General features: G+C 69.1%; 23 protein-coding genes and 1 pseudogene. 11 read left to right on the forward strand and 13 right to left on the reverse strand.

What is annotated here, in order from left to right; translation table 11 throughout:
- Nucleotides 1-47: 47 nt before the first annotated feature.
- The 5 genes and pseudogenes from clpB to dnaK all read right to left on the reverse strand — a co-directional run bounded on the left by clpB (nt 48) and on the right by dnaK (nt 6,776).
- Nucleotides 48-2,630 carry an ATP-dependent chaperone ClpB gene (gene clpB / locus DKM19_RS00470; RefSeq protein WP_110693989.1) on the reverse strand — a complete coding sequence of 861 codons (2,583 nt, stop codon included), beginning with the start codon at nt 2,628-2,630 and terminating at the stop codon, nt 48-50.
- Nucleotides 2,631-2,778: 148 nt separating this feature from the next.
- Nucleotides 2,779-3,031: pseudogene (locus DKM19_RS00475) on the reverse strand (heat shock protein transcriptional repressor HspR); the annotation flags it as partial.
- Between the two features lie 2 nt (nt 3,032-3,033).
- Nucleotides 3,034-4,227, reverse strand: coding sequence for a molecular chaperone DnaJ (gene dnaJ / locus DKM19_RS00480; RefSeq protein ID WP_110693990.1), 1,194 nt, complete (start codon nt 4,225-4,227; stop codon nt 3,034-3,036).
- Between the two features lie 34 nt (nt 4,228-4,261).
- Complete coding sequence (gene grpE, locus DKM19_RS00485) at nt 4,262-4,870, reverse strand: nucleotide exchange factor GrpE (protein ID WP_110693991.1); 609 nt, start codon at nt 4,868-4,870, stop codon at nt 4,262-4,264.
- 28 nt (nt 4,871-4,898) lie between these two features.
- The gene (gene dnaK, locus DKM19_RS00490) at nt 4,899-6,776 is read right to left on the reverse strand and encodes a molecular chaperone DnaK (protein ID WP_089208938.1); all 1,878 of its coding nucleotides are present in this window, start codon (nt 6,774-6,776) and stop codon (nt 4,899-4,901) included.
- Nucleotides 6,777-6,968: 192 nt separating this feature from the next.
- Between dnaK and DKM19_RS00495 the strand changes: the two genes are divergently transcribed.
- Together DKM19_RS00495 and DKM19_RS00500 are read left to right on the forward strand one after the other, a co-directional pair.
- Complete coding sequence (locus DKM19_RS00495; protein WP_162641164.1) at nt 6,969-7,547, forward strand: RNA polymerase sigma factor; 579 nt, start codon at nt 6,969-6,971, stop codon at nt 7,545-7,547.
- Nucleotides 7,540-8,754: a CU044_5270 family protein gene (locus DKM19_RS00500; RefSeq protein ID WP_110693993.1), complete on the forward strand. Its 1,215-nt coding sequence runs from the start codon at nt 7,540-7,542 to the stop codon at nt 8,752-8,754. The genes DKM19_RS00495 and DKM19_RS00500 overlap by 8 nt, the downstream gene beginning before the upstream one ends.
- A 50-nt stretch (nt 8,755-8,804) precedes the next feature.
- Here the strand turns inward: DKM19_RS00500 and DKM19_RS49180 are convergent, their stop codons facing one another.
- Nucleotides 8,805-8,951 (reverse strand): hypothetical protein, encoded by a 147-nt coding sequence (locus DKM19_RS49180; protein WP_162641165.1) that lies wholly within the window; start codon nt 8,949-8,951, stop codon nt 8,805-8,807.
- 489 nt (nt 8,952-9,440) lie between these two features.
- On the opposite strand from DKM19_RS49180, the gene DKM19_RS00510 reads away from it, so the two are divergent.
- Nucleotides 9,441-9,824 (forward strand): group 1 truncated hemoglobin, encoded by a 384-nt coding sequence (locus tag DKM19_RS00510; protein ID WP_204358600.1) that lies wholly within the window; start codon nt 9,441-9,443, stop codon nt 9,822-9,824.
- Between the two features lie 209 nt (nt 9,825-10,033).
- On the opposite strand, the gene DKM19_RS00515 is transcribed toward DKM19_RS00510, so the two are convergent.
- A complete protein-coding gene (locus DKM19_RS00515) occupies nt 10,034-10,516 on the reverse strand; it encodes a hypothetical protein (RefSeq protein WP_110705395.1) in 483 nt (160 codons plus the stop codon).
- Nucleotides 10,517-10,553: 37 nt separating this feature from the next.
- Nucleotides 10,554-10,805, reverse strand: coding sequence for a type II toxin-antitoxin system VapB family antitoxin (locus DKM19_RS00520; RefSeq protein WP_110693996.1), 252 nt, complete (start codon nt 10,803-10,805; stop codon nt 10,554-10,556).
- 124 nt (nt 10,806-10,929) lie between these two features.
- On the opposite strand from DKM19_RS00520, the gene proC reads away from it, so the two are divergent.
- Both proC and DKM19_RS00530 read left to right on the forward strand, forming a co-directional pair.
- Nucleotides 10,930-11,724: a pyrroline-5-carboxylate reductase gene (gene proC / locus DKM19_RS00525; RefSeq protein WP_110693997.1), complete on the forward strand. Its 795-nt coding sequence runs from the start codon at nt 10,930-10,932 to the stop codon at nt 11,722-11,724.
- 89 nt (nt 11,725-11,813) lie between these two features.
- Entirely contained in the window at nt 11,814-13,052 is a 1,239-nt protein-coding gene (locus DKM19_RS00530) for an MFS transporter (RefSeq protein ID WP_110693998.1), read from the forward strand.
- Nucleotides 13,053-13,239: 187 nt separating this feature from the next.
- Here DKM19_RS00530 and DKM19_RS00535 read toward each other — a convergent pair whose 3' ends face one another.
- The 3 genes from DKM19_RS00535 to DKM19_RS00545 form a co-directional block, all read right to left on the reverse strand.
- A complete protein-coding gene (locus tag DKM19_RS00535; RefSeq protein ID WP_162641167.1) occupies nt 13,240-14,013 on the reverse strand; it encodes an ABC transporter permease in 774 nt (257 codons plus the stop codon).
- A complete protein-coding gene (locus DKM19_RS00540) occupies nt 14,010-14,996 on the reverse strand; it encodes an ABC transporter ATP-binding protein (protein WP_110694000.1) in 987 nt (328 codons plus the stop codon). Before DKM19_RS00540 ends, DKM19_RS00535 begins: the two co-directional genes overlap by 4 nt.
- 76 nt (nt 14,997-15,072) lie before the next feature.
- A complete protein-coding gene (locus tag DKM19_RS00545) occupies nt 15,073-16,236 on the reverse strand; it encodes a sensor histidine kinase (RefSeq protein ID WP_110694001.1) in 1,164 nt (387 codons plus the stop codon).
- A 199-nt stretch (nt 16,237-16,435) separates the two neighbouring features.
- Between DKM19_RS00545 and DKM19_RS00550 the strand changes: the two genes are divergently transcribed.
- From DKM19_RS00550 to DKM19_RS00575, 6 genes are all read left to right on the forward strand, one after another.
- Nucleotides 16,436-17,599, forward strand: a complete 1,164-nt coding sequence (locus DKM19_RS00550; RefSeq protein ID WP_110694002.1) for an acetoin utilization protein AcuC — start codon at nt 16,436-16,438, stop codon at nt 17,597-17,599.
- Nucleotides 17,600-17,752: 153 nt separating this feature from the next.
- Nucleotides 17,753-18,592, forward strand: a complete 840-nt coding sequence (locus tag DKM19_RS00555; RefSeq protein ID WP_110694003.1) for a phosphatase — start codon at nt 17,753-17,755, stop codon at nt 18,590-18,592.
- Nucleotides 18,593-18,914: 322 nt separating this feature from the next.
- Nucleotides 18,915-19,118 (forward strand): helix-turn-helix domain-containing protein, encoded by a 204-nt coding sequence (locus DKM19_RS00560; RefSeq protein WP_089208927.1) that lies wholly within the window; start codon nt 18,915-18,917, stop codon nt 19,116-19,118.
- A 281-nt stretch (nt 19,119-19,399) separates the two neighbouring features.
- Nucleotides 19,400-19,498 carry a 30S ribosomal protein bS22 gene (locus DKM19_RS00565; RefSeq protein ID WP_018654693.1) on the forward strand — a complete coding sequence of 33 codons (99 nt, stop codon included), beginning with the start codon at nt 19,400-19,402 and terminating at the stop codon, nt 19,496-19,498.
- A 23-nt stretch (nt 19,499-19,521) separates the two neighbouring features.
- A complete protein-coding gene (locus DKM19_RS00570) occupies nt 19,522-20,550 on the forward strand; it encodes an NAD-dependent epimerase/dehydratase family protein (RefSeq protein WP_110694004.1) in 1,029 nt (342 codons plus the stop codon).
- Nucleotides 20,551-20,555: 5 nt separating this feature from the next.
- On the forward strand, nt 20,556-21,506 hold the full coding sequence (locus DKM19_RS00575) for a lysophospholipid acyltransferase family protein (protein ID WP_110705396.1): 951 nt from the start codon (nt 20,556-20,558) through the stop codon (nt 21,504-21,506).
- A gap of 45 nt (nt 21,507-21,551) precedes the next feature.
- Here the strand turns inward: DKM19_RS00575 and DKM19_RS00580 are convergent, their stop codons facing one another.
- On the reverse strand, nt 21,552-22,415 hold the full coding sequence (locus DKM19_RS00580; protein ID WP_110694005.1) for an HAD family phosphatase: 864 nt from the start codon (nt 22,413-22,415) through the stop codon (nt 21,552-21,554).
- Nucleotides 22,416-22,520: 105 nt separating this feature from the next.
- Nucleotides 22,521-23,102 carry a DUF5667 domain-containing protein gene (locus DKM19_RS00585; RefSeq protein ID WP_162641168.1) on the reverse strand — a complete coding sequence of 194 codons (582 nt, stop codon included), beginning with the start codon at nt 23,100-23,102 and terminating at the stop codon, nt 22,521-22,523.
- Nucleotides 23,103-23,298: the final 196 nt, after the last annotated feature.

The raw sequence follows: 23,298 nt of genomic DNA on the forward strand, positions 1-23,298 counted from the left end.
ACGTAACAGTGGGGTCTTGACCAGGGATCTGTTTGGACCAACGATGGTTAAGCCATTACCGGGCCGATCGCCAGGGTGTCGTTCGCCTCGTCGAGGTCGACCAGGACCTGGTCCCCGTCATGGACCTCGCCGGAGAGCACCTGCTTGGCCAGCTTGTCGCCGATCGCCGACTGGATGAGGCGGCGGAGGGGGCGCGCGCCGTACAACGGGTCGTAGCCGGTCAGGGCCAGCCAGTCGCGCGCCGCCGGGGTCACGGTCAGGGTGAGCCGCCGATCGGCCAGCCGCCCGGCCAGGTGCGCCACCTGGAGGTCCACGATCCTGGACAGCTCCTCCGTGCCGAGGGCGTCGAACAGGATCACGTCGTCGAGCCGGTTGAGGAACTCGGGCTTGAAGGCGTTTCTCACCGCGTCCATCACGGACTTCCGCTGGGTCTCCTTGTCCAGCTGCGGGTCCACGAGGAACTGCGAGCCGATGTTGGAGGTGAGGACCAGGATCACGTTGCGGAAGTCGACGGTTCTGCCCTGCCCGTCGGTGAGCCGTCCGTCGTCGAGGACCTGGAGCAGGACGTCGAAGACCTCGGGGTGGGCCTTCTCGACCTCGTCCAGCAACACCACGGTGTACGGCCTGCGCCGCACGGCCTCGGTGAGCTGGCCGCCCTCCTCGTAACCCACGTAGCCGGGCGGGGCTCCGACAAGGCGCGCGACGCTGTGCTTCTCGCCGTACTCGCTCATGTCGATGCGGACCATCGCCCGCTCGTCGTCGAACAGGAAGTCCGCCAGAGCCTTGGCCAGCTCGGTCTTGCCGACGCCCGTCGGACCGAGGAACAGGAAGCTGCCGGTCGGCCGGTCGGGGTCGGAGATGCCCGCGCGTGCCCGCCGTACGGCGTCGGAGACCGCCTGGACGGCCTGCTTCTGGCCGATCAGACGCTTGCCGAGCTCCTCCTCCATGCGGAGCAGCTTGCTGGTCTCGCCTTCGAGCAGGCGGCCGGCGGGGATGCCGGTCCACGAGGAGATGACCTGGGCGATGTCGTCGGGGCCGACCTCCTCCTTGACCATCGGGTTCTCGGGCTGGGCGGCGGTGCTGGCCTCGGCGAGCTCGGCCTCCAGCTTGGGCACCTCGGCGTACATCAGCCGCGAGGCGGCCTCGAAGTCACCGTCGCGCTGCGCCCGCTCGGCGGCGCCGCGCACCTCGTCGATCTGCTTCTTGAGGTCGCCGAGCCGGTTGAGCCCGGCCTTCTCCCGCTCCCAGCGGCCGACCAGGCCGTTGAGCTCCTCCTGGCGGTCGGCGAGCTCCCTGCGGAGCCGCTCCCGCCGCTGGACGCTGCTCTCGTCGGTCTCCTTGGCGAGCGCGAGCTCCTCCATCTTCATCCGGTCCACGTTCCGCTGGAGCTGGTCGATCTCCACGGGGCGGGAGTCGATCTCCATGCGGAGCCGGGAGGCGGCCTCGTCGATGAGGTCGATCGCCTTGTCCGGGAGGAACCTGGAGGTGATGTAGCGGTCGGAGAGGGCGGCGGCGGCCACGAGCGCGCCGTCGGCGATCTGGACCTGGTGGTGCGCCTCGTAGCGGCCCTTGAGGCCGCGCAGGATGGCGATGGTGTCCTCGACGTTGGGCTCGCCCACGTAGATCTGCTGGAAACGCCGCTCCAGCGCGGGGTCCTTCTCGATGCGCTCGCGGTATTCGTCGAGCGTCGTCGCGCCGATCATCCGCAGCTCGCCCCGGGCGAGCATGGGCTTGAGCATGTTGCCCGCGTCCATCGCGCCCTCCGCGGCGCCCGCGCCGACCATGGTGTGCAGCTCGTCGATGAAGGTGACGATCTGGCCGTCACTCTCCTTGATCTCGCCGAGCACGGCCTTGAGGCGCTCCTCGAACTCACCCCGGTACTTGGCGCCGGCGACCATCGCTGACAGGTCCAACGCGATCAGACGCTTGTCGCGCAGGCTGGAGGGCACGTCACCCGCGATGATCCGCTGGGCCAGCCCCTCCACCACGGCGGTCTTGCCGACACCGGGCTCGCCGATGAGCACCGGGTTGTTCTTGGTCCTGCGGCTGAGCACCTGGATGACCCGCCGGATCTCCGAGTCGCGCCCGATCACGGGGTCGAGCTTGCCCGCCCTGGCCCGCTCGGTCAGGTCGATGCCGTACTTCTCCAGCGCCTGGTAGGTGTCCTCGGGCGTCGCGGTGGTCACCCTGGCGTGCCCGCGCACCTGCTCGAAGGCGTCCAGCAGCGCGTTGGGGGTGGCCCCGTGCGACTTGAGCAGCTGGGCGATCGGGCCGCCGTCGGCGGCGAGGCCGACCAGCAGGTGCTCGGTCGAGACGTAGTCGTCCTCAAGCTGGAGGGCGCGCTGGGCCGCGGTGTTCAGCACGGTGAGCAGCTGCCGGGAGCTCGACGGGGCGCTGACCGTGGAGCCCTGCGCCTTGGGCAGGGCCGCGAGCCGCTCCTCGGCCTCGGTGCGGAGCTTCTTCCAGTCGGCGCCCACGGCCTCCAGCAGAGGTACGGCCGTGCCGCCGGTCTGGGCCAGCAGCGAGGTGAAAAGGTGGGCCGGGGCGACCTCCGGGTTACCCTCGGCGGCGGCCCGGCGGATGGCGGACGAGACCGCCTCCTGGCTCTTCTGCGTGAGCTTGTAGTCCATGCTTGTGTGCCTCGCTCCGTTTGGCGGTAAAGCCCCCCCGGGACCTCATGGAGTCAGGCGGGTGGCAGTTGGTACTGGATCAGGGCGCGGATCATGGTCATCTCCGCGCGCAGACGGTGGTTCTCGTCGCGCAGGCGCAGCGCCTCGGTCTCCAGCGACAGGATCCGCTTGATGCCCGCGAGGTTGATGCCCTCCTCCTGGGAGAGCCTCTGAACCTCGCGGAGCATCACGATGTCGCGGGTGGAGTAGAGGCGCCCGCGACCCGCGGTCCGGCCAGGACTGACCAGGCCGAGACGGTCGTACTGGCGCAGGGTCTGCGGATGCAGACCCGACAGCTGGGCGGCCACCGAGATCACGTAGACGGGTGTGTCGTCTGAGAGATCGAAATAGTTGGCTTCCATGGCTACTCGCCTCTGGCCTGTTGGATCAGCTCGGCCCTCGGGTCACCACCCGCCGTGGCGTCGCGGAACTCCTCCAGGGCGCCGCGCGCCTTGTCCTCCAGTTGCTGCGGCACCAGAACCTCGACCGTGGCGAGCAGGTCGCCCTTGGTGCCGTCCTTGCGGGCCACGCCCCTGCCCCGCACCCGGAAGGTGCGGCCGTTGGGGGTGCCCTCGGGGATGCGCAGCGTGACCGGCAGCCCCTTGAGGATCGGCACCTTGATCTCGGCGCCGAGCGCGGCCTCGGTGAAGGTGACCGGAACGGTGACCGTGAGGTTCTCACCCGTCCTGCCGAACACCGGGTGCGGCTTGACGTGGATCAGGACGTACAGGTCACCGGCCGGGCCGCCGTTCTCGCCGGGAGCGCCCTTGGCCTTGATCTTGATGCGCTGGCCGTCGCCGACCCCCGCCGGGATGCGCGCCTGGATCGTGCGGGTGCTCTTGCCCCGCCCGCTTCCCTCGCACACCGGGCACGGGTCGTCCACCAGCAGGCCGCGGCCCTTGCAGTCGCGGCACGGCTCGGAGAAGGCGAAGTTGCCCAGGTTCCGGCTGGCCGCGCCGGTGCCCTCACAGGTCGGGCAGACCCGCGGGGTGGTTCCGGCCTTGGCGCCGGTGCCGCCGCACGCCGTACACGCGGAGGAGCTGGTGAGGCGGAGCGACACCGTGGCGCCCTCGACCGCCTCGCCGAAGGAGAGCGTGACCTCGGACTCGATGTCCTGGCCGCGCCGCGCCCTGGTGGTCGTCCCGCCGGTACGGCCCGTGCCGCCCCGGTTGAAGAGGCCGCCGAAGATGTCGCCGATGCGCTCTCCGGTGCCGCTCTGCTGCTGGTGCGTGCCGCCGAACAGGTCCCCCAGGTCGAAGGGGAACCCGCCGCGGGGAGCGCCGGCGCCCCCCGCGTAACCCCCGACCCCCGATCCGAACAGCGTCCGCGCCTCGTCGTACTCCTTGCGGCGCTTGGTGTCGGACAGGATGTCGTAGGCCTCGGAGACCTCCTTGAACTTGGCGGTGCTCTCCGAGGCCGCCGAACTCCCGGGATTGGCGTCCGGGTGATACTGCCTGGCCAGTTTCCGGTAGGCCTTCTTGATCTCATCCGCGGTGGCGGTCTTGGGCACACCAAGGACGGCGTAGTAGTCCTTCTCCAGGTAGTCCTTGGTGCTCATCCGCGTTCCTTCTCAGAGATCAAATACGGGGGTGTCAGTTGTCGCCCGCGACGGGCTCTTCGGGCTCCGCGACCGCGACCCGCGCGGGGCGGAGCACGCGCTCGCCGATCCGGTAACCGGGCTGCAGGATCTCCACGCAGGTCGGCTCGGTGACGTCGGGGGAGTAGCTGTGGATCAGCGCCTCGTGCACCGTCGGGTCGAAGGGCTCGCCCTTGGTGCCGAAGGTCGTCAGTCCCAGCTTCCCGGTGGCCGCCTCCAGGGACTCGCTCACCTTGGCGAAGCCGCCGGTGAGCTCTCCGTGGTCACGGGCACGGCCGATGTCGTCGAGGACCGGAAGCAGCTCGACCAGGGCGCCGGCCACCGCCTGCTCCCTGACGGCCGCCCGGTCACGCTCCACCCGCTTGCGGTAGTTGGAATACTCCGCCTGGAGACGCTGCAGGTCCGCGGTGCGCTCGGCGAGCTGGGTGGCCAGCTCGATCGAGGCCAGGTTGTCGGCCAGGGAGGGCTGGTCGGCCTGCTCCCCGGCCTGCTCGGCCGTCTCGCCCGCGGGCTTCGGCTGACGCGCCTGCCCCGTCTCTGGGTCGATCTTGCGGTTGTCGCGGATAACCGGCTCCTCCTCGGAACCGTTCTCGCGCGTGCTCACGCTCTTACTCCCCTCGGCTCTCCGACCGTCACTTCTTGCCGTCTTCGCGCTTCGGCTCGTCGTCCACGATCTCGGCCTCGACCACATCGTCGTCCGCCTTCTGGCCGTCCGTGGTCTCGGCGTCGGTCGTGCCGGCCGGGCCTTCGGAGCCCTGCGCCTGAGCCTGAGCGTAGATCGCCGAACCCATCTTCTGGCTGACCGTGGCGAGCTTCTCCGCGGAGGCGCGGATCGCGGCCGAGTCGGTGCCCTCGAGCGTCTTCTTCAGCTCGGTGAGGGCGTCGTTGACCTCGGTCTTGATGTCGTCCGGAACCTTCTCGGCGTTCTCGCCGAGGAACTTCTCGGTCTGGTAGACGAGCGAGTCGGCGTTGTTGCGCGTCTCGGCCTCTTCGCGGCGCTGCTTGTCCTCTTCGGCGTAGGACTCGGCCTCGCGCATCATGCGCTCGATGTCGTCCTTCGGCAGCGCGGAGCCGCCGGTGATCGTCATCGTCTGCTCCTTGCCGGTGCCGAGGTCCTTGGCGGAGACGTTGACGATGCCGTTGGCGTCGATGTCGAAGGTGACCTCGACCTGCGGGATGCCGCGCGGCGCCGGGGCGATGCCGGTCAGCTCGAAGGTGGCCAGCTTCTTGTTGTAGGCCGCGATCTCACGCTCGCCCTGGTAGACCTGGATCTGCACCGACGGCTGGTTGTCCTCGGCCGTGGTGAAGACCTCGGAGCGCTTGGTCGGGATCGTGGTGTTGCGCTCGATGATCTTCGTGAAGATCCCGCCCTTGGTCTCGATGCCCAGCGACAGCGGGGTCACATCGAGCAGCAGGACGTCCTTGACCTCGCCCTTGAGCACGCCGGCCTGGAGGGCGGCGCCGATGGCCACGACCTCGTCCGGGTTGACGCCCTTGTTGGGCTCCTGGCCGGCGGTCAGACCCTTGACGAGGTCGACGACGGCGGGCATGCGGGTCGAGCCGCCGACGAGCACCACGTGGGCGATGTCGGAGACCTTGATCCCGGCGTCCTTGATGACCTGGTTGAACGGGCCCTTGCACCGCTCGAGCAGGTCGGCGGTGATCCGCTGGAACTCGGCGCGGGTGAGCTTCTCCTCCAGGTGGAGGGGACCCTCGGCCGAAGCGGTGATGTAGGGCAGGTTGATGGAGGTCTCCGACTGGCTGGAGAGCTCGATCTTGGCCTTCTCAGCGGCCTCACGCAGGCGCTGAAGGGCCATCTTGTCCTTGGTCAGGTCGACGCCGTGCGCGTTCTTGAAGCGGGTCGCGAGCTCGTCGACGACGCGCTGGTCCCAGTCGTCGCCACCGAGGTGGTTGTCGCCGCTGGTGGCCTTGACCTCGACGAAGCCGTGGCCGTCCTCCTGGCCGACGTCGAGCAGGGACACGTCGAAGGTGCCGCCGCCGAGGTCGAAGACGAGGATGGTCTCGTCCTTCTCCTTGTCGAGGCCGTAGGCGAGCGCCGCAGCGGTGGGCTCGTTGATGATGCGGAGCACGTTGAGGCCGGCGATGGTGCCGGCTTCCTGGGTCGCCTGACGCTGGGCGTCGTTGAAGTAAGCCGGGACGGTGATCACCGCGTCGGTGATCTTCTCGCCCAGGTAGGCCTCGGCGTCCTGCTTGAGCTTCTGCAGAACGAAGGCGCTGATCTGCTGCGGGGAGAACTTCTTGCCGTCGATCTCGACGGACCAGTTCGTGCCCATCTCCCGCTTGACCGAACGGATCGTCCGGTCCACGTTGGTGACGGCCTGTCGCTTGGCGACCTCGCCGACAAGAACCTCGCCGTTCTTCGCAAAGGCGACCACAGACGGGGTGGTCCGCGAGCCCTGCGCGTTGGCGATGACGGTGGGCTCACCGCCCTCGAGGATCGAGACGACGGAGTTGGTCGTCCCCAGGTCGATACCTACCGCACGTGCCATGAGTACGTCCTTGTAGTCAAAGTTGAGTCGATGCGACTCATACTGGAGTCTCGAGTGACGTTTGTCAAACGACTTGAGTCTAGTGGGCTCAACCTTCGTTCGCGTGAAAGCATTCCCGGCTTCCGGGCAACAAGGGACGTCTCCCGGCGCGGCCGGGGGCGCCTTCTGTCCCCCTACAACGAAGGAAGACGCATGATCGCTCCCCCTGATCTCGGGCCGCGGCCCGAGATCGGCGAGTGGTCGCCACGCGACGATTTCGACCAGGTGTTCAACGCCCACTTCGCCGAGATCCATCGCTACATCGCGCGGCGCCTGGACGTCAACGCCGCCGACGACCTCGCGGCCGACACCTTCCTCGCAGCCTTCCGCGACCGCGACCGCTTCGACGCCGCCCGGGGCGGGGTCCGGCCCTGGCTGTACGGCATCGCCACCAACATCCTGGCCAGGCACCGCCGGAGCGAGGTACGCCGGTGGAGGGCGCTCAGCCGGTCCGGGACGGACGAGCGCGTGGAGAGCCACGAGAGCGTCGTCGCCACCAAGGTCGCCGCGGGGCAGGTGACGGGCCGGCTCGCGGGGGCGCTGGCCGGTCTCGCCAAGCGCGACCGCGACGTGGTCCTGCTCGTCGCCCTCGCCGAGCTCACCCACGCCGAGGTGGCCGCCGCCCTCGGCATCCCGTACGGGACCGTGGCGTCCCGGCTGAACCGGGCGCGCAAACAGCTCCGCAAGGCGCTGGGCGACGTCAACCCGCTGAAGGAGGCCCACGATGGATGAGATCACCCTGCTGGAGTCCTCGCTGCCGGACGCGCCGCCGCCCGCGCCCGAGGTCGTCGCCCGCGCCCGTGCCCGCCTGGCCGCCCACGAGGTACGGCGCCGCCCGCGCCGCACCTGGACGCTGATCGTCGGAGCCGCCACGGCCACCGCCGCCGTCGTCACCGCGGCCGCCCTGGCCGCGAGCCTCCTGACCCACGCGCCGGCTCCCGTGTCGGCTCCCGCGTCGGCCTCGGCCTCGGCGACGCCGACGCCGACGCCGAGGAGCGGCACGCGACTGCTTCTGGAACTCGCGGACAGGGTGGAGAGGCTGCCCGTCGAGACCGGTGCCTACTGGAGGACGCGGACCCTCTCCAGGGAGCCGACACCGATGGGCCCGGCCTCCGCCCGCTACTTGATCGGCTCCACGATGGACATGCGCGAGTGGACCCCGGTCAAGCCCGGGGCGCATTCCGTCCAGGAGATACGGACGACGGGTTATGAGCCGCTCACCTCGCGGGATGAGCGGATCTGGCGTGAGCAGGGCTCTCCGAAGCAGTGGAAGATACCGGTCGGATGCGTACCACCGAAATCCTCCGGCTGCGAGATGACCGCCACCAAGGGTGAGAAGATGCCCCCGGGGTTCATGTTCTGGGTGTCTTCCAAAGGACAGCTCCTCGATCACTCCGTGTCCTCCTTCACCCTCGCGGGGTTGGCGGCTCTCCCGGCCGATCCGGCTCTCTTGAGGAAGCGCCTGGCCGGATATCACGCGGCACAGGTGAAACGGGGCATCAAAGCACTCTCCAAGGACAGCTTTGAGGAATTCCTCGTGGAAGCCGTGCCGGATATGCTCGGGCTGCCGGTCCGTCCCGCCGTCCGGGCGACGTTGCTCCGGATGTACGCGGAACTGCCCGGAGGCGTGGCAGTCCGCGAGACCGTCGATTCGCTGGGCCGCTCCGCCCTCGTGGCCGATCTCCGCGACAACGAGCTGCGAGAGACCACCCAGCTTGAGTTCGGCAGCCATGAGGTCCCGGTCACGCATGAGACCCTCCTGGACTCCCTGACCGGTAGGAGAATTGGTGCGCGGTATCTCACGGTGCGCGCGGAGGACGGGTTTCCGAAGGGCACGGCGCTCATTGACACCACCGTCAGTGAGGTGGGCTGGACCGACGAGCGACCGGTGCTTCCCTCCGGCTGCCACCTGAAGGACAGCAGCGGCACCTGCCGCTGATCCGGTGAAAACAGCGGTACGGCTCCCGCGCCGCGGGAGCCGTACCGGACTCAAGGCTCGGCACCGTCGACGATCTTGCGGTGGCCGAAGGGCTGCTTGAACTCGACGGTCGTCATCTTTGCGGGTCCCCGGAGCGCGGCGGGGCCGAAGGTGTCGCGGGTCGTGCCCGCCGCGCCGAAAGGGTTGGAAACGCGCACCTCGTCGGTCGTTGTCCCTTTCGGGCTTTCTGGAACCCGGATGGCAGGGACGATCGCTGTCGGGCGGATGCGATGGTTTCCTGCTTAATGGGGTTAATGCACTAAAATGCAACATTTAGGAACAGTGGGCAAAAAGATGCAATTTTTGTTTTTGTGACATTTAATGTGATTAATGCTTAAATGGGCGAAGGTTGGAAACGATCAACGCGTTGCGACCTTGAGCGCCGCAGGGAATTTCATGGCCTGCCCGGCCTCGGGGAGGGTGACCGCGGAGATCGCACAGTGCGTTCCTGTCGCGCGGTCCTCCGCCGGGTTGCTCGACCGTTCCTCATCCTTCGAGGCCACCGCTCGATGGTTCTCGCAGGTGCAGGGGGTGTGGTCGCCCACCCGTGACGCGTGGTCGTCGAGAGGGGTCAAACAATCAACGCGAAGCACACATCGCCGTGACGAGGGTTGTGCGGCCATATGTGCGATATCCGGGAGGTCCCTGTGGTGGATCCGTCTCCGTACTACGAGTCGATAGGTGGCGCTTCGGCCGTCCGAGAAGTGGTCGACCGCTTCTACGTGGCCGTGCTCGACGACGACGACCTCAAGCCGTATTTCGCCGATGTGGATATGCCGAGCCTCAAGCGGCACATGGTCGCCCTGCTCGGTTCGGTGCTCGGCGGTCCGAAGCCGTACGAAGGCCGTGAACTGGCCGACGCGCACAGGGGATTGGGCATCACGGGAGAGCACTACGACAAGGTCGGCGACCACCTGGTGACGGTGCTACGGGGCCGGGGGGCCGACGAGGAGATCGTGCGGCACGTCGTACACACCCTGGGCCAAGTGCGGGGGGCCGTCGTGGAGGAGCCCACCGAGGTGGCCGGCTGAGTGGACGCGCAGGCGCCGAAGGACAGCGGCACCTGATCACGCGCTCCGGCGACCAGGTGCCGCTCCTCTTCTGCTCCGCCCTGTTCCGCGATGCGTTCCGGGACGCGGGACGTGTTCCCATGTCCATGGCGGCCCAGCGCGACCGGCGCACCGCGCCCCTGTTGCCGTGCTCCTGGTCGGTGCCGGGTCCTGTCGCGGCGGCCGTCCGGTCAGAGCCGGGAGCCGTCGACGATCTTGCGGTGGCCGAGGGGCTTCTTGAGCTTGACGGTCGTCACCTTCTGGATGGCGATCTCGATGCAGGCGACGTTCTGGACCTTGCTGCTCGGGCCCTCCCAGAGGGTGACGGTCACCTTCTTGGAGGTCTCGCGCACGGTGACCCGGTCGAGCACGTTGCAGGGCTCGACCCCGGACCACCAGACGACCCGCAGGCTCCGGCGGTCCTTGGACGGCGTGGCCTTCAGCCACCTGACCTTGCGGGGATTGTCGGTGTGTCCCTCGGGCTTGGTCGGTTTGGGAGTGCCCCCCGTGGGCTCGGTCTGGGGTGCCACCGTGTGGCTCACCGGCTGAGAGGGGGCGGCCTGGGAGGGAGCCGCCTGTGAGGGAGCGGCGCCCGTGGCGGTCACGGCGCTGGGTTCGGTGCCGCAGCCCGAGGCCAGCAGCAGGCTTCCGGCCAGAAGAGAGGTCGCGATCATACGCATGCCCCTACAACGGATCGGAGCCGCAGGAGGTTCAGGGGACTCCGATATCGCGCTGCCGGACCTCGATCGTGATCGCCCAGCGCGCTTTCGCCGTTTTCTCCGCATCGTCGAACTCTCCTCGGGCCGCTCGGGCGGAGAGGGCCTCCAACGCCTCGATGCGCTTCACGCGCGCCACATACTCCCGAAGGACGATGCTCACCGCGTCCTCTTCGACGGTGGTATCCGGCATCCGCATCGCCTCGGCGAGGATGCCGTCGTCGAGATCGATCCGGGTGACGCTCATGTCATTTCTCCCGCACCGGCAACCTCTGTCCAGCGCCACTGTCGCTTTTCCCGAATGATTTCGCAGGGAGAAGCGGCCGATAGGCTGCGAGGAGTTTCCGCCTTCCTGATTTCGAGGTGTTCCCATGATCGCGATTCTTGGAACCGGCAAGATGGGCGAGGCGCTCCTGTCGGGGCTGCTGCGGGCCGGGTTCAAGCCTGGCGACGTGCTGGCGACCGCGCGGCGCGCGGAGCGTGCCAAGGACCTCGAAGAGCGGTACGGCGTGCGGACGGTCTCCAACGCGGAGGCCGCCGAGAGCGCCGACACGATCATCCTCGCGGTCAAGCCGCAGGACATGGCCTCCCTGCTGGGAGAGATCGCCCCGCACGTTCCGGCGGACCTCCTGGTGATCTCGGCGGCGGCGGGCATCACGACCTCGTTCGTGGAGTCGCGCCTGGGCGGCGACATCCCGGTGGTCAGGGTGATGTCCAACACGCCGGTGCTGGTGGACGAGGCGATGAGCGTGATCTCGGCGGGCGCCCACGCCTCCGAGGAGCACCTCAGGCGCACCGAGGACCTGCTGCGGCCGGTCGGCAAGGTGCTGCGCATCCCCGAGTCCCAGCAGGACGCCGCCACCGCGCTGTCGGGCAGCGGCCCCGCCTACTTCTTCTACCTCGTCGAGGCCATGGTCGACGCGGGCATCCTGCTCGGCATGCCCCGCGCGGCGGCCCTCGACATGGTCACCCAGTCGATCGTCGGGGCGGCCATCATGCTCCGCGACTCGGGCGAGCATCCGGTGATCCTCCGCGAGGCGGTCACCTCTCCGGGAGGCACCACCATCGCGGCCATCGCGGAGCTGGAGCGGCACAGCGTCCGCGCCGCCTTCCTGGCCGCCATCGAGGCCGCCAGGAATCGCGGGCGCGAGCTCGCCGAGGGCTGACCGCGTCCTCCGTTCACATACCCCTCTATTAGGAAACTTTCCTACATAGGGCATCATTTCCACGGGACTTCGGTGGGAATGGGGTAGTCGTGGCGCAGGCCGTACACGCTGACGAGCAGCGGGAACAGGCGGGATCCGCGGTCTGGTCGCGGAGTTTCACCCTGTTCTTCACCGCGCGGTCCGTCTCCATGCTCGGCGCCGCGATGGTCCCGTTCGCCACGGCGATCGGCGTGGGCGGGCTCGGGTACGGCTCGACCGGGGTGGGGCTCGCGCTGGCCGCGTGGATGGCGCCCTTCGCGCTGCTCATCCTGTTCGGCGGGGTGTTCGCCGACAAGTTCACGCCGCGCCGGATGATGATCGGCGCCGACACGGTCCGGGTGGTGACCCAGGGGACCAGCGCGGCGCTGTTCATCTTCGGCCATCCGCAGCTCTGGCAGATCCTGGTCATCGCCGCGGTCAACGGCGTCGCCGCCGCGATGTACCAGCCCGGGGTCTCCAGCACGGTCCCGCGCGTGGCCAGGGACGTGCAGAAGGCCAACGCCACCCTGCGGGTCTCCGAGGCGATCATGCTGCTGGCCGGGCCGGGCGTCGCGGGCGCCATCGTCGGCTTCGCGGGCGTCGGGATCGTCTTCGCCATCGACGCCGCCGGGTTCGCGACCAGCGCGGTCTGCCTGCTCCTCCTGCGCCTCCCCGCGGTCGCCTCCCCGCCCGCGGCGGAGTCGATGTGGCGCAACCTGCGCGGCGGCTGGCAGGAGTTCCGGTCCAGGACCTGGATGTGGTCGGTGATCCTGGTCTGGGCGGTCTTCGGCGTCACCCTGTTCGGTCCGATGATCCCGCTGGGCTCGGTGCTGGTCACCAAGCAGCTCAGCGAGGCCGCCTACGGCCTGGTCATGTCCGCCTCCGGCGCGGGCACCGTCGTCGGCGGTCTGGTCGCGATGCGGATCCGCCCGGGGCGGCCGCTGATGGCCGGGGCGATCGGCCTGTTCGGCTTCGCGCTGGAGCCGCTGTCCATCGCCGGCGCGCTGCCGCTCCCGGTCATGATGGCCGCGCACGCGATCGGCGGTGCGGGCTGGGCGTTCTGGTCGGTCATGTGGGCCACGAGCATCCAGACCCAGGTGCCGCCGGAGGCGCTCAACCGGGTCACCGCCTACGAGGTCGCCGGATCCACTCTGTTCGTCCCGGTCGGCCAGGTGCTCGCCGGCCCGGTCGCCGAGGTGGTGGGGGCGCAGGAACTGCTGACCGTCTCCTCGATCGTGGCGGTCGCCGGCTGCACCACCCTGCTCCTGGTGCCCGCCATCCGGGGCCTGCGCAGGACGAGCCCCGCCTGAGCGGCCCGCGGCCTGCCGACGGGGCGGATGGGGCCGGGTCGCAGGGAATCGCGGACCAGGCCTGGAGTCGCGGGGATCGCGGTTCGACGCCCGGGTCACGTGGGGCGTGGGGCCCGGCGCCCAGGGCCATGCGGGGGTGATGGCCCTGGGCGCCGATCACATCGCGGCCCTTCACTGCCGGGGCGGCCTACGCGTCACGGCGGTTCATCAGGACCGCGGCGACGATCATCGTCACCGCGATCCAGGCGCAGTACACGCCGAATCCGGTCCACGGTCCCAGCGCCCCCTCGGCCGTCCGCGTGGCCATGATCTGCTGACCGGCGTTGACGGTGACGTACCGGCCCCATCCGCCGGGCAGCGCGGACGCCATCGGAGGCAGAACGAAGATCAGGGCGATGACCGCGACGATCGCCCCTGCCGCGTGCCGGATCAGCGCGCCGACCGCCAGCCCGAACAGGCCGCTCGCCGTCAGGTAGAGCCCGGTCCCCAGGACGGCGCGGAGCACGCCGGGATCCCCCAGGGACGCCTGCGAGCCGGTGGGCGCCAGCAGCGCCTGGCCGGCGAGGAAGGACACGAGCGACGCTCCCGCGGTCACGGTGAGGACCGTGACCGTGAGGACCGCGGCCTTGGCCGCCAGCACGTGCAACCGCCGGGGCACGGCGAGGAACGTCGTACGGATCATGCCCGTCCGGTATTCGCCGCTGATCACCAGCACGCCGAGCGCCGCCGCGGCCAGTGCCGCGAAGCCGGCGCCGAACAGGCTGATCGATGTGGGGTCGAACGCGGTCGCCATCTGGGGGGCCAGGTTGTCCCACGACGCGGTCATGATCATCGAGAACGCCACGCCGCCGGCGATCATCAGCACCGCCGTGGCGAGCAGCGTCCACATCGTGGAGCGCACCGAGCGCATCTTGGTCCATTCGCCGAGCAGTATCGCGTTCATCCCGCTCACCCCGTTCATGCCGTCGTCCCTTCCGCTGTGTACTGTGCGCTGTCCCTGGTCAGCTCCATGTAGGCCGCCTCCAGCGTCGGCTGGACGAGCGTCACCTCGTGCAGCGCGATCCCGGCCGCCGCGGCCACCTCGCCGATCTTCGCCGCCGTCATGCCCGTCACCCGCAGGTGGTCTCCGTGCGACTCCACCGCCGGGTCCGCGGGCGGCTCCGACGGGTTCACCGCCGCCACCGAGTCCCTGGACGACTTCGACATGGAGTTCCCGGACGGCTCCGCCGCCGACAGGAGCGCCGCGAGCTCGGCCGATCTCGGCGAGCCCACCCGGACGTAGGACTGCGCGCTGCGGTCGATGAACGCGCCCATTCCCGAGTCGGCGATGAGCCTGCCCCGGCCGATCACGATCAGGTGGTCGGCGGTCTGGGCCATCTCGCTCATCAGGTGGCTGGAGACGAAGACCGTGCGGCCCTCGGCCGCCAGTTTCCGCATCAGCGTGCGGATCCACAGGATGCCCTCGGGATCCAGCCCGTTCACCGGCTCGTCGAACAGCAGCACCTCCGGGTCGCCGAGCATCGCCGCGGCGATGCCGAGCCGCTGGGACATGCCCAGGGAGAATCCGCCGATCCGCCGCCCGGCCACCTCCGCGAGGCCGACCAGGTCCAGGACCTCACCGATCCGCGAGGCCGGGATCGAGTTCCCCTGTGCCAGGCAGAGCAGGTGGTCGCGGGCCGTGCGCCCGCCGTGGACGGCATTGGCGTCCAGCAGCGCGCCGACCTTGCGCAGCGGGTGCCGCAGCTCGCGGTACGGCGAGCCGTCGATGTGGACCGCGCCCCTCGTCGGACGGTCGAGCCCGAGGACCATCCTCATGGTGGTCGACTTGCCCGCGCCGTTGGGCCCGAGGAAACCCGTCACCCGGCCGCTCTCCACGGTGAACGACAGCTCGTCCACGGCGACGGTCGAGCCGTACCGTTTTGTGAGTTCCGTTGCTTGAATCATGATTCCAGGCTCGCCGCGCCCCGGCCGGATATCCTCCGCCCCGCGAAGGGTTCTGACCCTGGGAGCACGGTACGGCTCACGCCCCCGGCTGGGCCTCCGCTCCCAGGCTCGCGGCTCCGGGCAGCGGGAACCGGGCGTGCACCCCGAAGCCGCCTTCGCGCCGGGGCCCGGTCCGCAGCTCGCCCCCGGACAGCGCCACCCGCTCGGCCATGCCGACCAGCCCGAACCCGCCGCCCGGAGCCGTCTTCGCGCCCAGGCCGTCGTCCAGGACCTCCACCTCGACCGCGTCCGGCAGGTAGGTGAGCCGCACGCTGGAACGGGCGCCGCGAGCGTGCCTGCGCGTGTTGGTGAGGGACTCCTGGACGATCCGGTAGATCGCGTGGTCCACGACCGAGGGCAGCGCCACCGCCTCCCCGGTCACCTCCAGCCGCGCGGGCAGCCCGGCGCTCGCGGCCTGCCTGACCAGTTCAGGCAGCGCCGCGGCCCCGACGCCCGCCTGGTTCTCCGGTTGCTCGCCGTCTTCGGCGCGGAGCACGTGCAGGAGCCGGCGCATCTCCGCCATCGCGGTCCGCGCCGTCCGCTCGGCCGTGAGCAGGGTCTCCTGGGCCTTGCCGGGATCGGCCGGCACCGTCGTCCTGGCCGCGCCCATGAGCACGGTGATCACGCTGATGTGGTGGGCCACGACGTCGTGCAGCTCGCGGGCGATGCGACGGCGCTCGGCCCGCACCGCGTTCTCGGCAGCCTCGCGCTGCCCGCGCTGCCTGAGCTCTCCCCGGAACCGGACGTACTGGCCCAGCCCGACGTAGAGGAACGCCCCCAGCACGGGGACGGTCTGGTTTCCGGGGAGCGGGGGGACGACCAGCACCATGCCGGCCAGGTAGGTGCAGGCGCCGGCGCCCGCGAGGAGCCAGGCCGTCCTGTTCGGGGCGTGACGGCCCGCGCTGTAGAGGGCGACGACGCCGGGCGTGGTGCCCGGGCCGTCGACGCCGGCGGCGACGCCCGCGAGGTCCAGGGCCAGGGCGACCACCACGACGGCGGCGGGCCGGCTCCGCCGCGCGAGGAGGGCCAGGCAGCCGGCCGCGGCGATCGCGCCGCCGATGACCTGGCCCCGTGGGTCGCCCAGATGGGAACGGAGCATCGCCGATCCCTCCAGAAGGAGGACCAGCCCGGCGAGCAGCGTGTCCTGGACGCGAGGGCGCTTGAGGAACCGCCATGCGGCGCGGGGGGCGTGCAAGCGCATGCCTCGACCGTACGGCACGCCGTACGCCCGCGAAGGGCGCTGTTTTTAACGGAATAAGTCCAGATATTTCGCTCGGATCAAAACGGCCTTCTCCTCCATGAAGTCCATGTAAACCGGCTTCCGAATTCGTGCGGTAACGTCGGCCGAAAGCGGGGAAGATCGAGGTCTGTCGGGACACGCAGCCGAACGGGAGGGATCCATGAGCCGATCCGTGCGGGTCGTCTGGGATGATGCGCTCACCTCCTACGACTTCGGGCCGGGGCATCCGCTCGCACCCGTCCGTGTCGAGCTGACCATGGCGCTGGCCAGGGAGCTCGGCGTGCTGGAGCGGGTCGAGATGACCGGGTGCGCGCCCGCCACCGACGAAGAGCTGGCGCTCGTCCACAAGCGTGACTACATCGAGGCCGTCAAGTGGGTCTCCGCGACGGGACGGCCCGACCTGTCCCACGGGCTCGGCACCGCGGACAACCCCGCCTTCGCCGGGGTTCACGAGGCGTCCGCGCTGATCACCGGTGCCACCCTGGAGGCGGCCCGCTCGGTGTGGAGGGGCGAGGTCGAGCACGCGGTGAACGTCGCGGGGGGCCTGCACCACGCGATGGCCGCCACGGCGAGCGGGTTCTGCGTCTACAACGACCCGGCGGCGGCGATCGCCTGGCTGCTGGCCCAGGGAGCCTCCAGGATCGCCTACGTGGACGTGGACGTGCACCACGGGGACGGCGTCCAGTCGTTGTTCTACGACGACCCGAGGGTTCTCACCATCAGCCTCCACGAGAGCCCTCGCACGCTCTTCCCCGGCACTGGTTTCCCTCAGGAGACCGGCGCGGAGGGGACCGCGGTCAACGTGGCCCTGCCCGCCGGATGCGGCGACAGCGGCTGGCTGAGGGCCTTCCACGCGGTGGTGCCGCCGCTGCTGCGGGAGTTCGCCCCCGAGATCCTGGTCACCCAGCACGGCTGCGACAGCCATGCCCTGGATCCTCTGGCCAACCTGATGCTCAGCGTGGACGGCCAGCGCACCGCGTACGAGGCGCTGCACAGGCTCGCCCACGAGACCGCGGGCGGGCGGTGGATCGTCACCGGCGGCGGAGGGTACGAGCTGGTGCAGGTCGTGCCCCGGGCGTGGACCCACCTGATCGCCGAGGTCTCGGGGCACCCGCTCGATCCCGCCACCGCCACTCCCGAGGCCTGGCGCCGGTTTGTCAAGGAGCGGACCGGGCAGACGGCACCGTTGACGCTGACCGATGGCAGGCATCCGGAATTTCGTGATTTCTCTACTGGTTATGACCCAGCAGACGGGATCGATCGGGCCATCATGGCGACCAGAAACGCCGTCTTTCCCTTCCACGGACTGGATCCCCTCCCCTGACCATCGGGCGCGCCGGTGGACCGGTCCTGGGAACTCGGGGATCCGCGGGAGGCAAGACGGGCCCGCGAGGGAGACCACCGGTCGCCGGCGCCCGAGTCGCGATGCGCGGTGTCGCAGTCAGAGCGGCGTCGCAACTGAAAAGAGGATGAGCGGATGAGCGACGAGCGAGGTCAGCGGCTGTCGGTACTCGCGACGGGACAGGACGCATCGCCGTCGACGGTCGACGACCTTCGCGAGCACCTGATCCGCACCCGTATCGCCGGTGAGGTGGCGACCAGCCGGGAGAACAACCTGGACCACTACCGGTCGCTGGCCAACCGGGACCCCCACCACATGTTCGGGCTGACGCCGGACGGCAGATGGTCCTACAGGGACGTGCTGGAGCTGATGGCCAAGTCCGCCGGCGTGGTGGCCGACCCCGGTCACCGCGAGGGCCAGGACACCATCGACCCCGACCGCACGATCGAGGCGACCGAGCGGATGGGCGACGCGATCGCAAGCGTGCTCCGGGGCGGGAATCCCAGGATCCTGATCGCCACCGGGCATCCCACCGGTCTGCTCACCGTCCACATGGCCCTCGCACGGCTGGTGCGGGAGCGCGGCGCCACGTTGATGAGCACGGCCGAGGGCTGGTCCTACTGGGGCAACGGGTTCGGCCGCAAGCGCAAGGTCCGCTACATGGACGACGTCGCGATGCTGGACGACCGGGGCGCCTTCGTGCACACCCACGACCCGGCCCCGATGCGGGCCATGATCGCCGAATTCGGCGACGAGCGTCCCGACCTGGTCATCGCCGATCACGGCTGGGCCGGTGCGGCCGGCGAGGCGGGGATCCTCACGGTCGGATTCGCCGACAGCAACGACCCCGCGCTCTTCGTCGGGGAGGCGGAAGGCAAGATCGCGGTGACCGTCCCGCTCGATGACAACGTGCTGCCCAGATATTACGAACCGCTGACGCACCACTTGGTAGAGAGGGTCGTGCGAGCCCTCTGAGACGGGGGATGCGCAAATTGGGTCATCCCTATACGGGCTTTTCGCGCCTGCATTCCACGTAGCTCGCCGACCGTTTGCCAACTTTTTGAGGATTGTGGGCGACTCTAATAGGAGACAGTTGGTCCGTTCCAAGATCAAGGCGAGGGGCACGGTCCGGCTGCTGGCCAGCGATTTCATCCGTTTCGCTGACATGGGACTACGTAGGTTGAGAAAATAGGGGGTTTGCGCACTCGGAGTCCCGACTTACGCTGACGGCAGTACACGTGCGTGAGCAATGGCACCAGTGGGGATAACCCGGAAACACGTGCGGAAGAGGCGTCCGATGGGTGCAGGCGAAAGACCTCTCAGCGAGGTGAAGTTCCTGACGGTGGCAGAAGTGGCCGCTGTCATGAGGGTGTCCAAGATGACTGTGTACCGACTCGTGCATTCGGGCGAGCTGCCGGCCATCCGGGTCGGTCGATCCTTCCGAGTGCCGGAGCAGAAGGTGCACGACTATCTCAGGGATGCCTACATCGAGGCGGGTTGAAGCAGGGGGACCTCGACACATTGTGCCGAGTGGCCGGAGAGCGACGAGCCGGCCGCGAGGCAACGAGGAGTGGTGAGTGGCTTGCGGATGCCGCTCCTCCCGGTCCGAACCGGTATGTGACGGGCTCGTGCTTCTCTGAGGTAGCGACGTCATGACGTCGTGAGTTCAAGTGCCCGGGGTCTCCCAGGGGCGATCTACCGTGGATCGCCGGTAGGCTGTTGACCCGGTGTGTGTTCGCGCACCGGTTTAACAATCTCGGCTACCAGCTACCTGGGGGTCCCGTGGGCTCTGTGATCAAGAAGCGCCGTAAGCGCATGGCGAAGAAGAAGCACCGCAAGCTTCTGAAGAAGACCCGTATTCAGCGGCGTAACAAGAAGTAGTAACGCGGACTTGCGAGGCGCCGATGACCCACACCGTGCTTGTCACCGGGGTCTCGCGCCACATCGGCGCCCGAGTGGCGAGCGTTCTCGCGGCTGACCCGGACATCGACCGGGTCATCGGAGTAGATACGGTGCCGCCGCCCTCGCTCTCACGTGATGGCGGCGTACCTCTCGGCCGGACGGAGTTCGTCCGCGTCGATCTACGCAGCCCCGACATCGCTCAGGTGATCGCGGCCGCCGACATCGACACCGTCGTTCACATGAGTCTGGTGAGCGCTCCTCCCCGGAGCGGCGGCCGGGCGCTCATGAAAGAGCACAACGTCATAGGCACCATGCAGTTGCTCGGTGCCTGTCAGCGGTCCGCGACGGTCCGCCGTGTCGTCGTGCGTTCGACCACCGCGGTGTACGGCTCGTCCTCGCACGACCCGGCTGTCTTCACCGAGGACGCCGAGCCGGGCGAGCCGCCGACTCACGGCTATGCCAAGGACGCCTCCGAGGTGGAGGGCTACGTCCGCGGCTTCGCCAGGCGTCGGCGTGACGTGGCAGTGTCGACGCTCAGGTTCGCCAACTTCATGGGACCCGGCGTCGACTCCCCACTGACCCGTTACTTCACCCAGCCCCTCCTGCCGACCGTCTTCGGCTTCGACCCCCGGCTGCAGTTCGTCCACGAGGACGACGCGGTCGAGGTGCTCCGGCGGATGGCGACGGAGGATCATCCCGGCACGTTCAACGTGTCCGGGGACGGCGTGCTGCTCCTGTCGCAGTGCGCCCGCAGGGCCGGTCTGCTCTCGCTGCCCGTGCCCTCTTCGGCGTTCCGTCTCATGGGCGAGCTCGCCCGCAGCGCCGGACTCGTCGACTTCTCTCCCGAGCAGCTCCGCCTGATGTGTCACGGCCGCGTGGTGGACACCACCCTGCTGGCCACGGCACTCGGCTGGAAGCCCAAGTTCTCCACCGCCGCCGCCTTCGAGGATTTCGTCCGCGCGCGCGACCTGGCCGGCGGGCTCCCCGCGGCCGTGACGGATCTGTTGTTCCAGGCGGTGGCGACGAGGTGACCGAGATGGCAGGCGAACCCGAGCATCTGGAGGACGCCGAGGTGATTCCCATCACCCGGGCCCGTTCCTCCCGGGAGCCTTCCCACGAGCCCTTCCCCGAGCCCCTGCCGGACGATGACGACCGTCTCGCCGAGTTTCTGGCCTTCCTGCGGCGTCGCCTCTCGGGCGAGTACGAGGTCGACGAGTTCGGATTCGACCGGGAGCTCACCGACAAGGTGCTGCTGGAGCTGATCCGCCCGCTGTACCGGCGCTGGTTCCGCGTCGAGACCGTCGGCATGCGGAACGTGCCGGACGACTCGGGCGCCCTCATCGTGGCCAACCACTCGGGCACCGTCCCGCTCGACGGGCTCATGCTCCAGGTCGCCCTGCACGACGACCACCCCGAGCGCCGCGCGATCCGTCTCCTCGGCGCCGACCTGGTCTACAAGCTTCCGGTGCTCGGTCACCTGTCACGCAAGACCGGGCACACCCTGGCCTGTCGCGAGGACGCCGACCGCCTGCTCCGCAAGGGCGAGCTCGTCGGGGTCTTCCCCGAGGGCTTCAAGGGTGTCGGCAAGCCGTTCACCGAGCGCTACAAGCTGCAGCGTTTCGGCCGCGGCGGCTTTGTCGCCTCGGCCATCCGGGCCGGGGTCCCGATCGTCCCCTGCTCCATCGTGGGAGCCGAGGAGATCTACCCCAAGATCGGCGAACTGCGCTTCCTGGCCAGAACCCTCGGCCTGCCGTACCTGCCGATCACTCCGCTGTTCCCCTGGTTCGGGCTTCTGGGGTTGGTCCCGCTCCCGTCGAAATGGATGATCGGCTTCGGTGAGCCCATCCGCACCGACCAGTTCGACCCCTCAGAGGCGGACGATCCCATGCTGGTCTTCAACCTCACCGACCAGGTCCGCGAGGTCATCCAGCAACAGCTGGACGAGCTCCGTCTCCAGCGTGGTCACGCCTTCCCACCCTTCTTCTGAGCGCCGTACGGGAGGCTCAGCCTTTCGAGCGCGCCGTACGGGGGCTCAGCCGCGGTAGTGGCGGCGCAGGGCGATGGCGGCGGCGACGCCACCGGCGATGGCCCCGGCGCTCGCGGCGATGGGCAGAGCGATCATCGTGGCCCTACGGCCGGTACGGAAGTCCCTGATATCCCAATTGCGCTCTTTCGCGTAGTAGCGCAGCTCGGCATCGGGGTTGATCGCGGTGGCGTGGCCGACCAGCGAGAGCAGCGGCAGGTCGTTGGCCGAGTCGCTGTAGGCGTGGCAGCGGGACAGGTCGAGGCCCTCCATGCGGGCCAGGGCCCGGACCGCCTCCGCCTTGGCGGGGCCGTGGAGCAGGTCGCCCACCAGGCGGCCGGTGTAGACGCCGTCCTTGGTCTCGGACACGGTGCCGAGGGCGCCGGTCAGGCCGAGGCGCTGGGCGATCACACGGGCGAGTTCCACGGGGGTCGCGGTGACCAGCCAGACGCGCTGCCCGGCGTCCAGGTGGCTCTGGGCGAGGGCGCGGGTGCCGGGCCAGATCCGGTCGGCCATGGCCTCGTCGAAGATCTCCTCGCCGAGCCGGACGATCTCCTCCACCCTGCTGCCCGCCACGAACGCCAGGGCGGTCTCCCTGGCCTGGGCGATGTGATCGGGATTCTCGTTGCCCCGGACCCGGAAAACAGCCTGGCCGAGCGCGAACTTGAGCAGGTCCCTGCTGGTGAACAGTCCGCGTGAGGCGAGGCCCCGGGCGAAATGGTAGATGGAGGCGCCGCGCATCATGGTGTTGTCGACGTCGAAAAAGGCGGCGGTCGTCGGGTCGGGCTCGGCCATCGGCATCGCGACAGCTGCCGCGGCCGCCACCTCTCCAGCTATTTCCGCTTCGCCACGCCGTCGTAGTAGCCGCCTCATAGCACCTCAGCTTAACTGGCATGTGCGGGTGAAATCGGTATACGTCGTGTTAGCGGAGCGTGACGTCTTGGCGGAGCGAGAGATCACCGGAGCCATCGGAACAGGTTAATTGGGCGCGGCCAGGCCGTCGATGTAGGTGAGGTAGCCGTTGGCCTTTTTTTGATCCTCCGCGTCCATTCTGGGAAGCATTCCCTCGATCTGGTGGCGCTGCTTCTGGACGAAACGCTTGAGCTCTCCGGCGCTCTTCGCATCGCGGCGCCGTACCTGCGTGAGGGAGGTGACCGCGGAGCGGGTGGTCTCCTCCATCGCCTGGAGGGTCTCCCCGATCAGATCGTTCTTGCCCTGGTTGGAGCCCAGGAGCTCCTCGACCTCCTGGGCGCGGGTCTCCGCGTAGTCGAAGGAGCGGTCGGCCCGCTCGGCGTCGTCGCTGCTCAGGTGGAACAGGGTGTTCTCGGCGGCGCGTTTGAGCGGATAGAAGGTGTCTCCGGGCATCGACTCGTAGGTCAGGATCCCCGCCATGACCATCGAAACCGCCAACGTCGCGCACAGCAGCCGGGAGAACAGGCCCACACGAGGCCTCGGCCGCGAGGGGAAGACCTGCCGCTCCTGGAGGTCCTCCTCCATGGGCATCTCCATGAGCTGCTCCCGGAGCCGGGCGCGAAACTCCAGGCGGGGACCGCCTGCCATGCGGGCACCAAGCCGCGACACGCGATTTTGGATGCGTGTCTGCGACCTCCGTGAGATTCCGGGCAGCCACTTACCCATGAACTCTCCCTGCCGCCCCCAGCGCATGATCTATCGATACCACTTGCCTAACGACGACTTGGCACGCCAGGTTACGCGATACCTCACCATCGGCATGGTGATCCGCCTCGGGCACGGT

The sequence above is a fragment of the Streptosporangium sp. 'caverna' genome (assembly GCF_003203775.1).
Lineage (GTDB): Bacteria > Actinomycetota > Actinomycetes > Streptosporangiales > Streptosporangiaceae > Streptosporangium > Streptosporangium subroseum.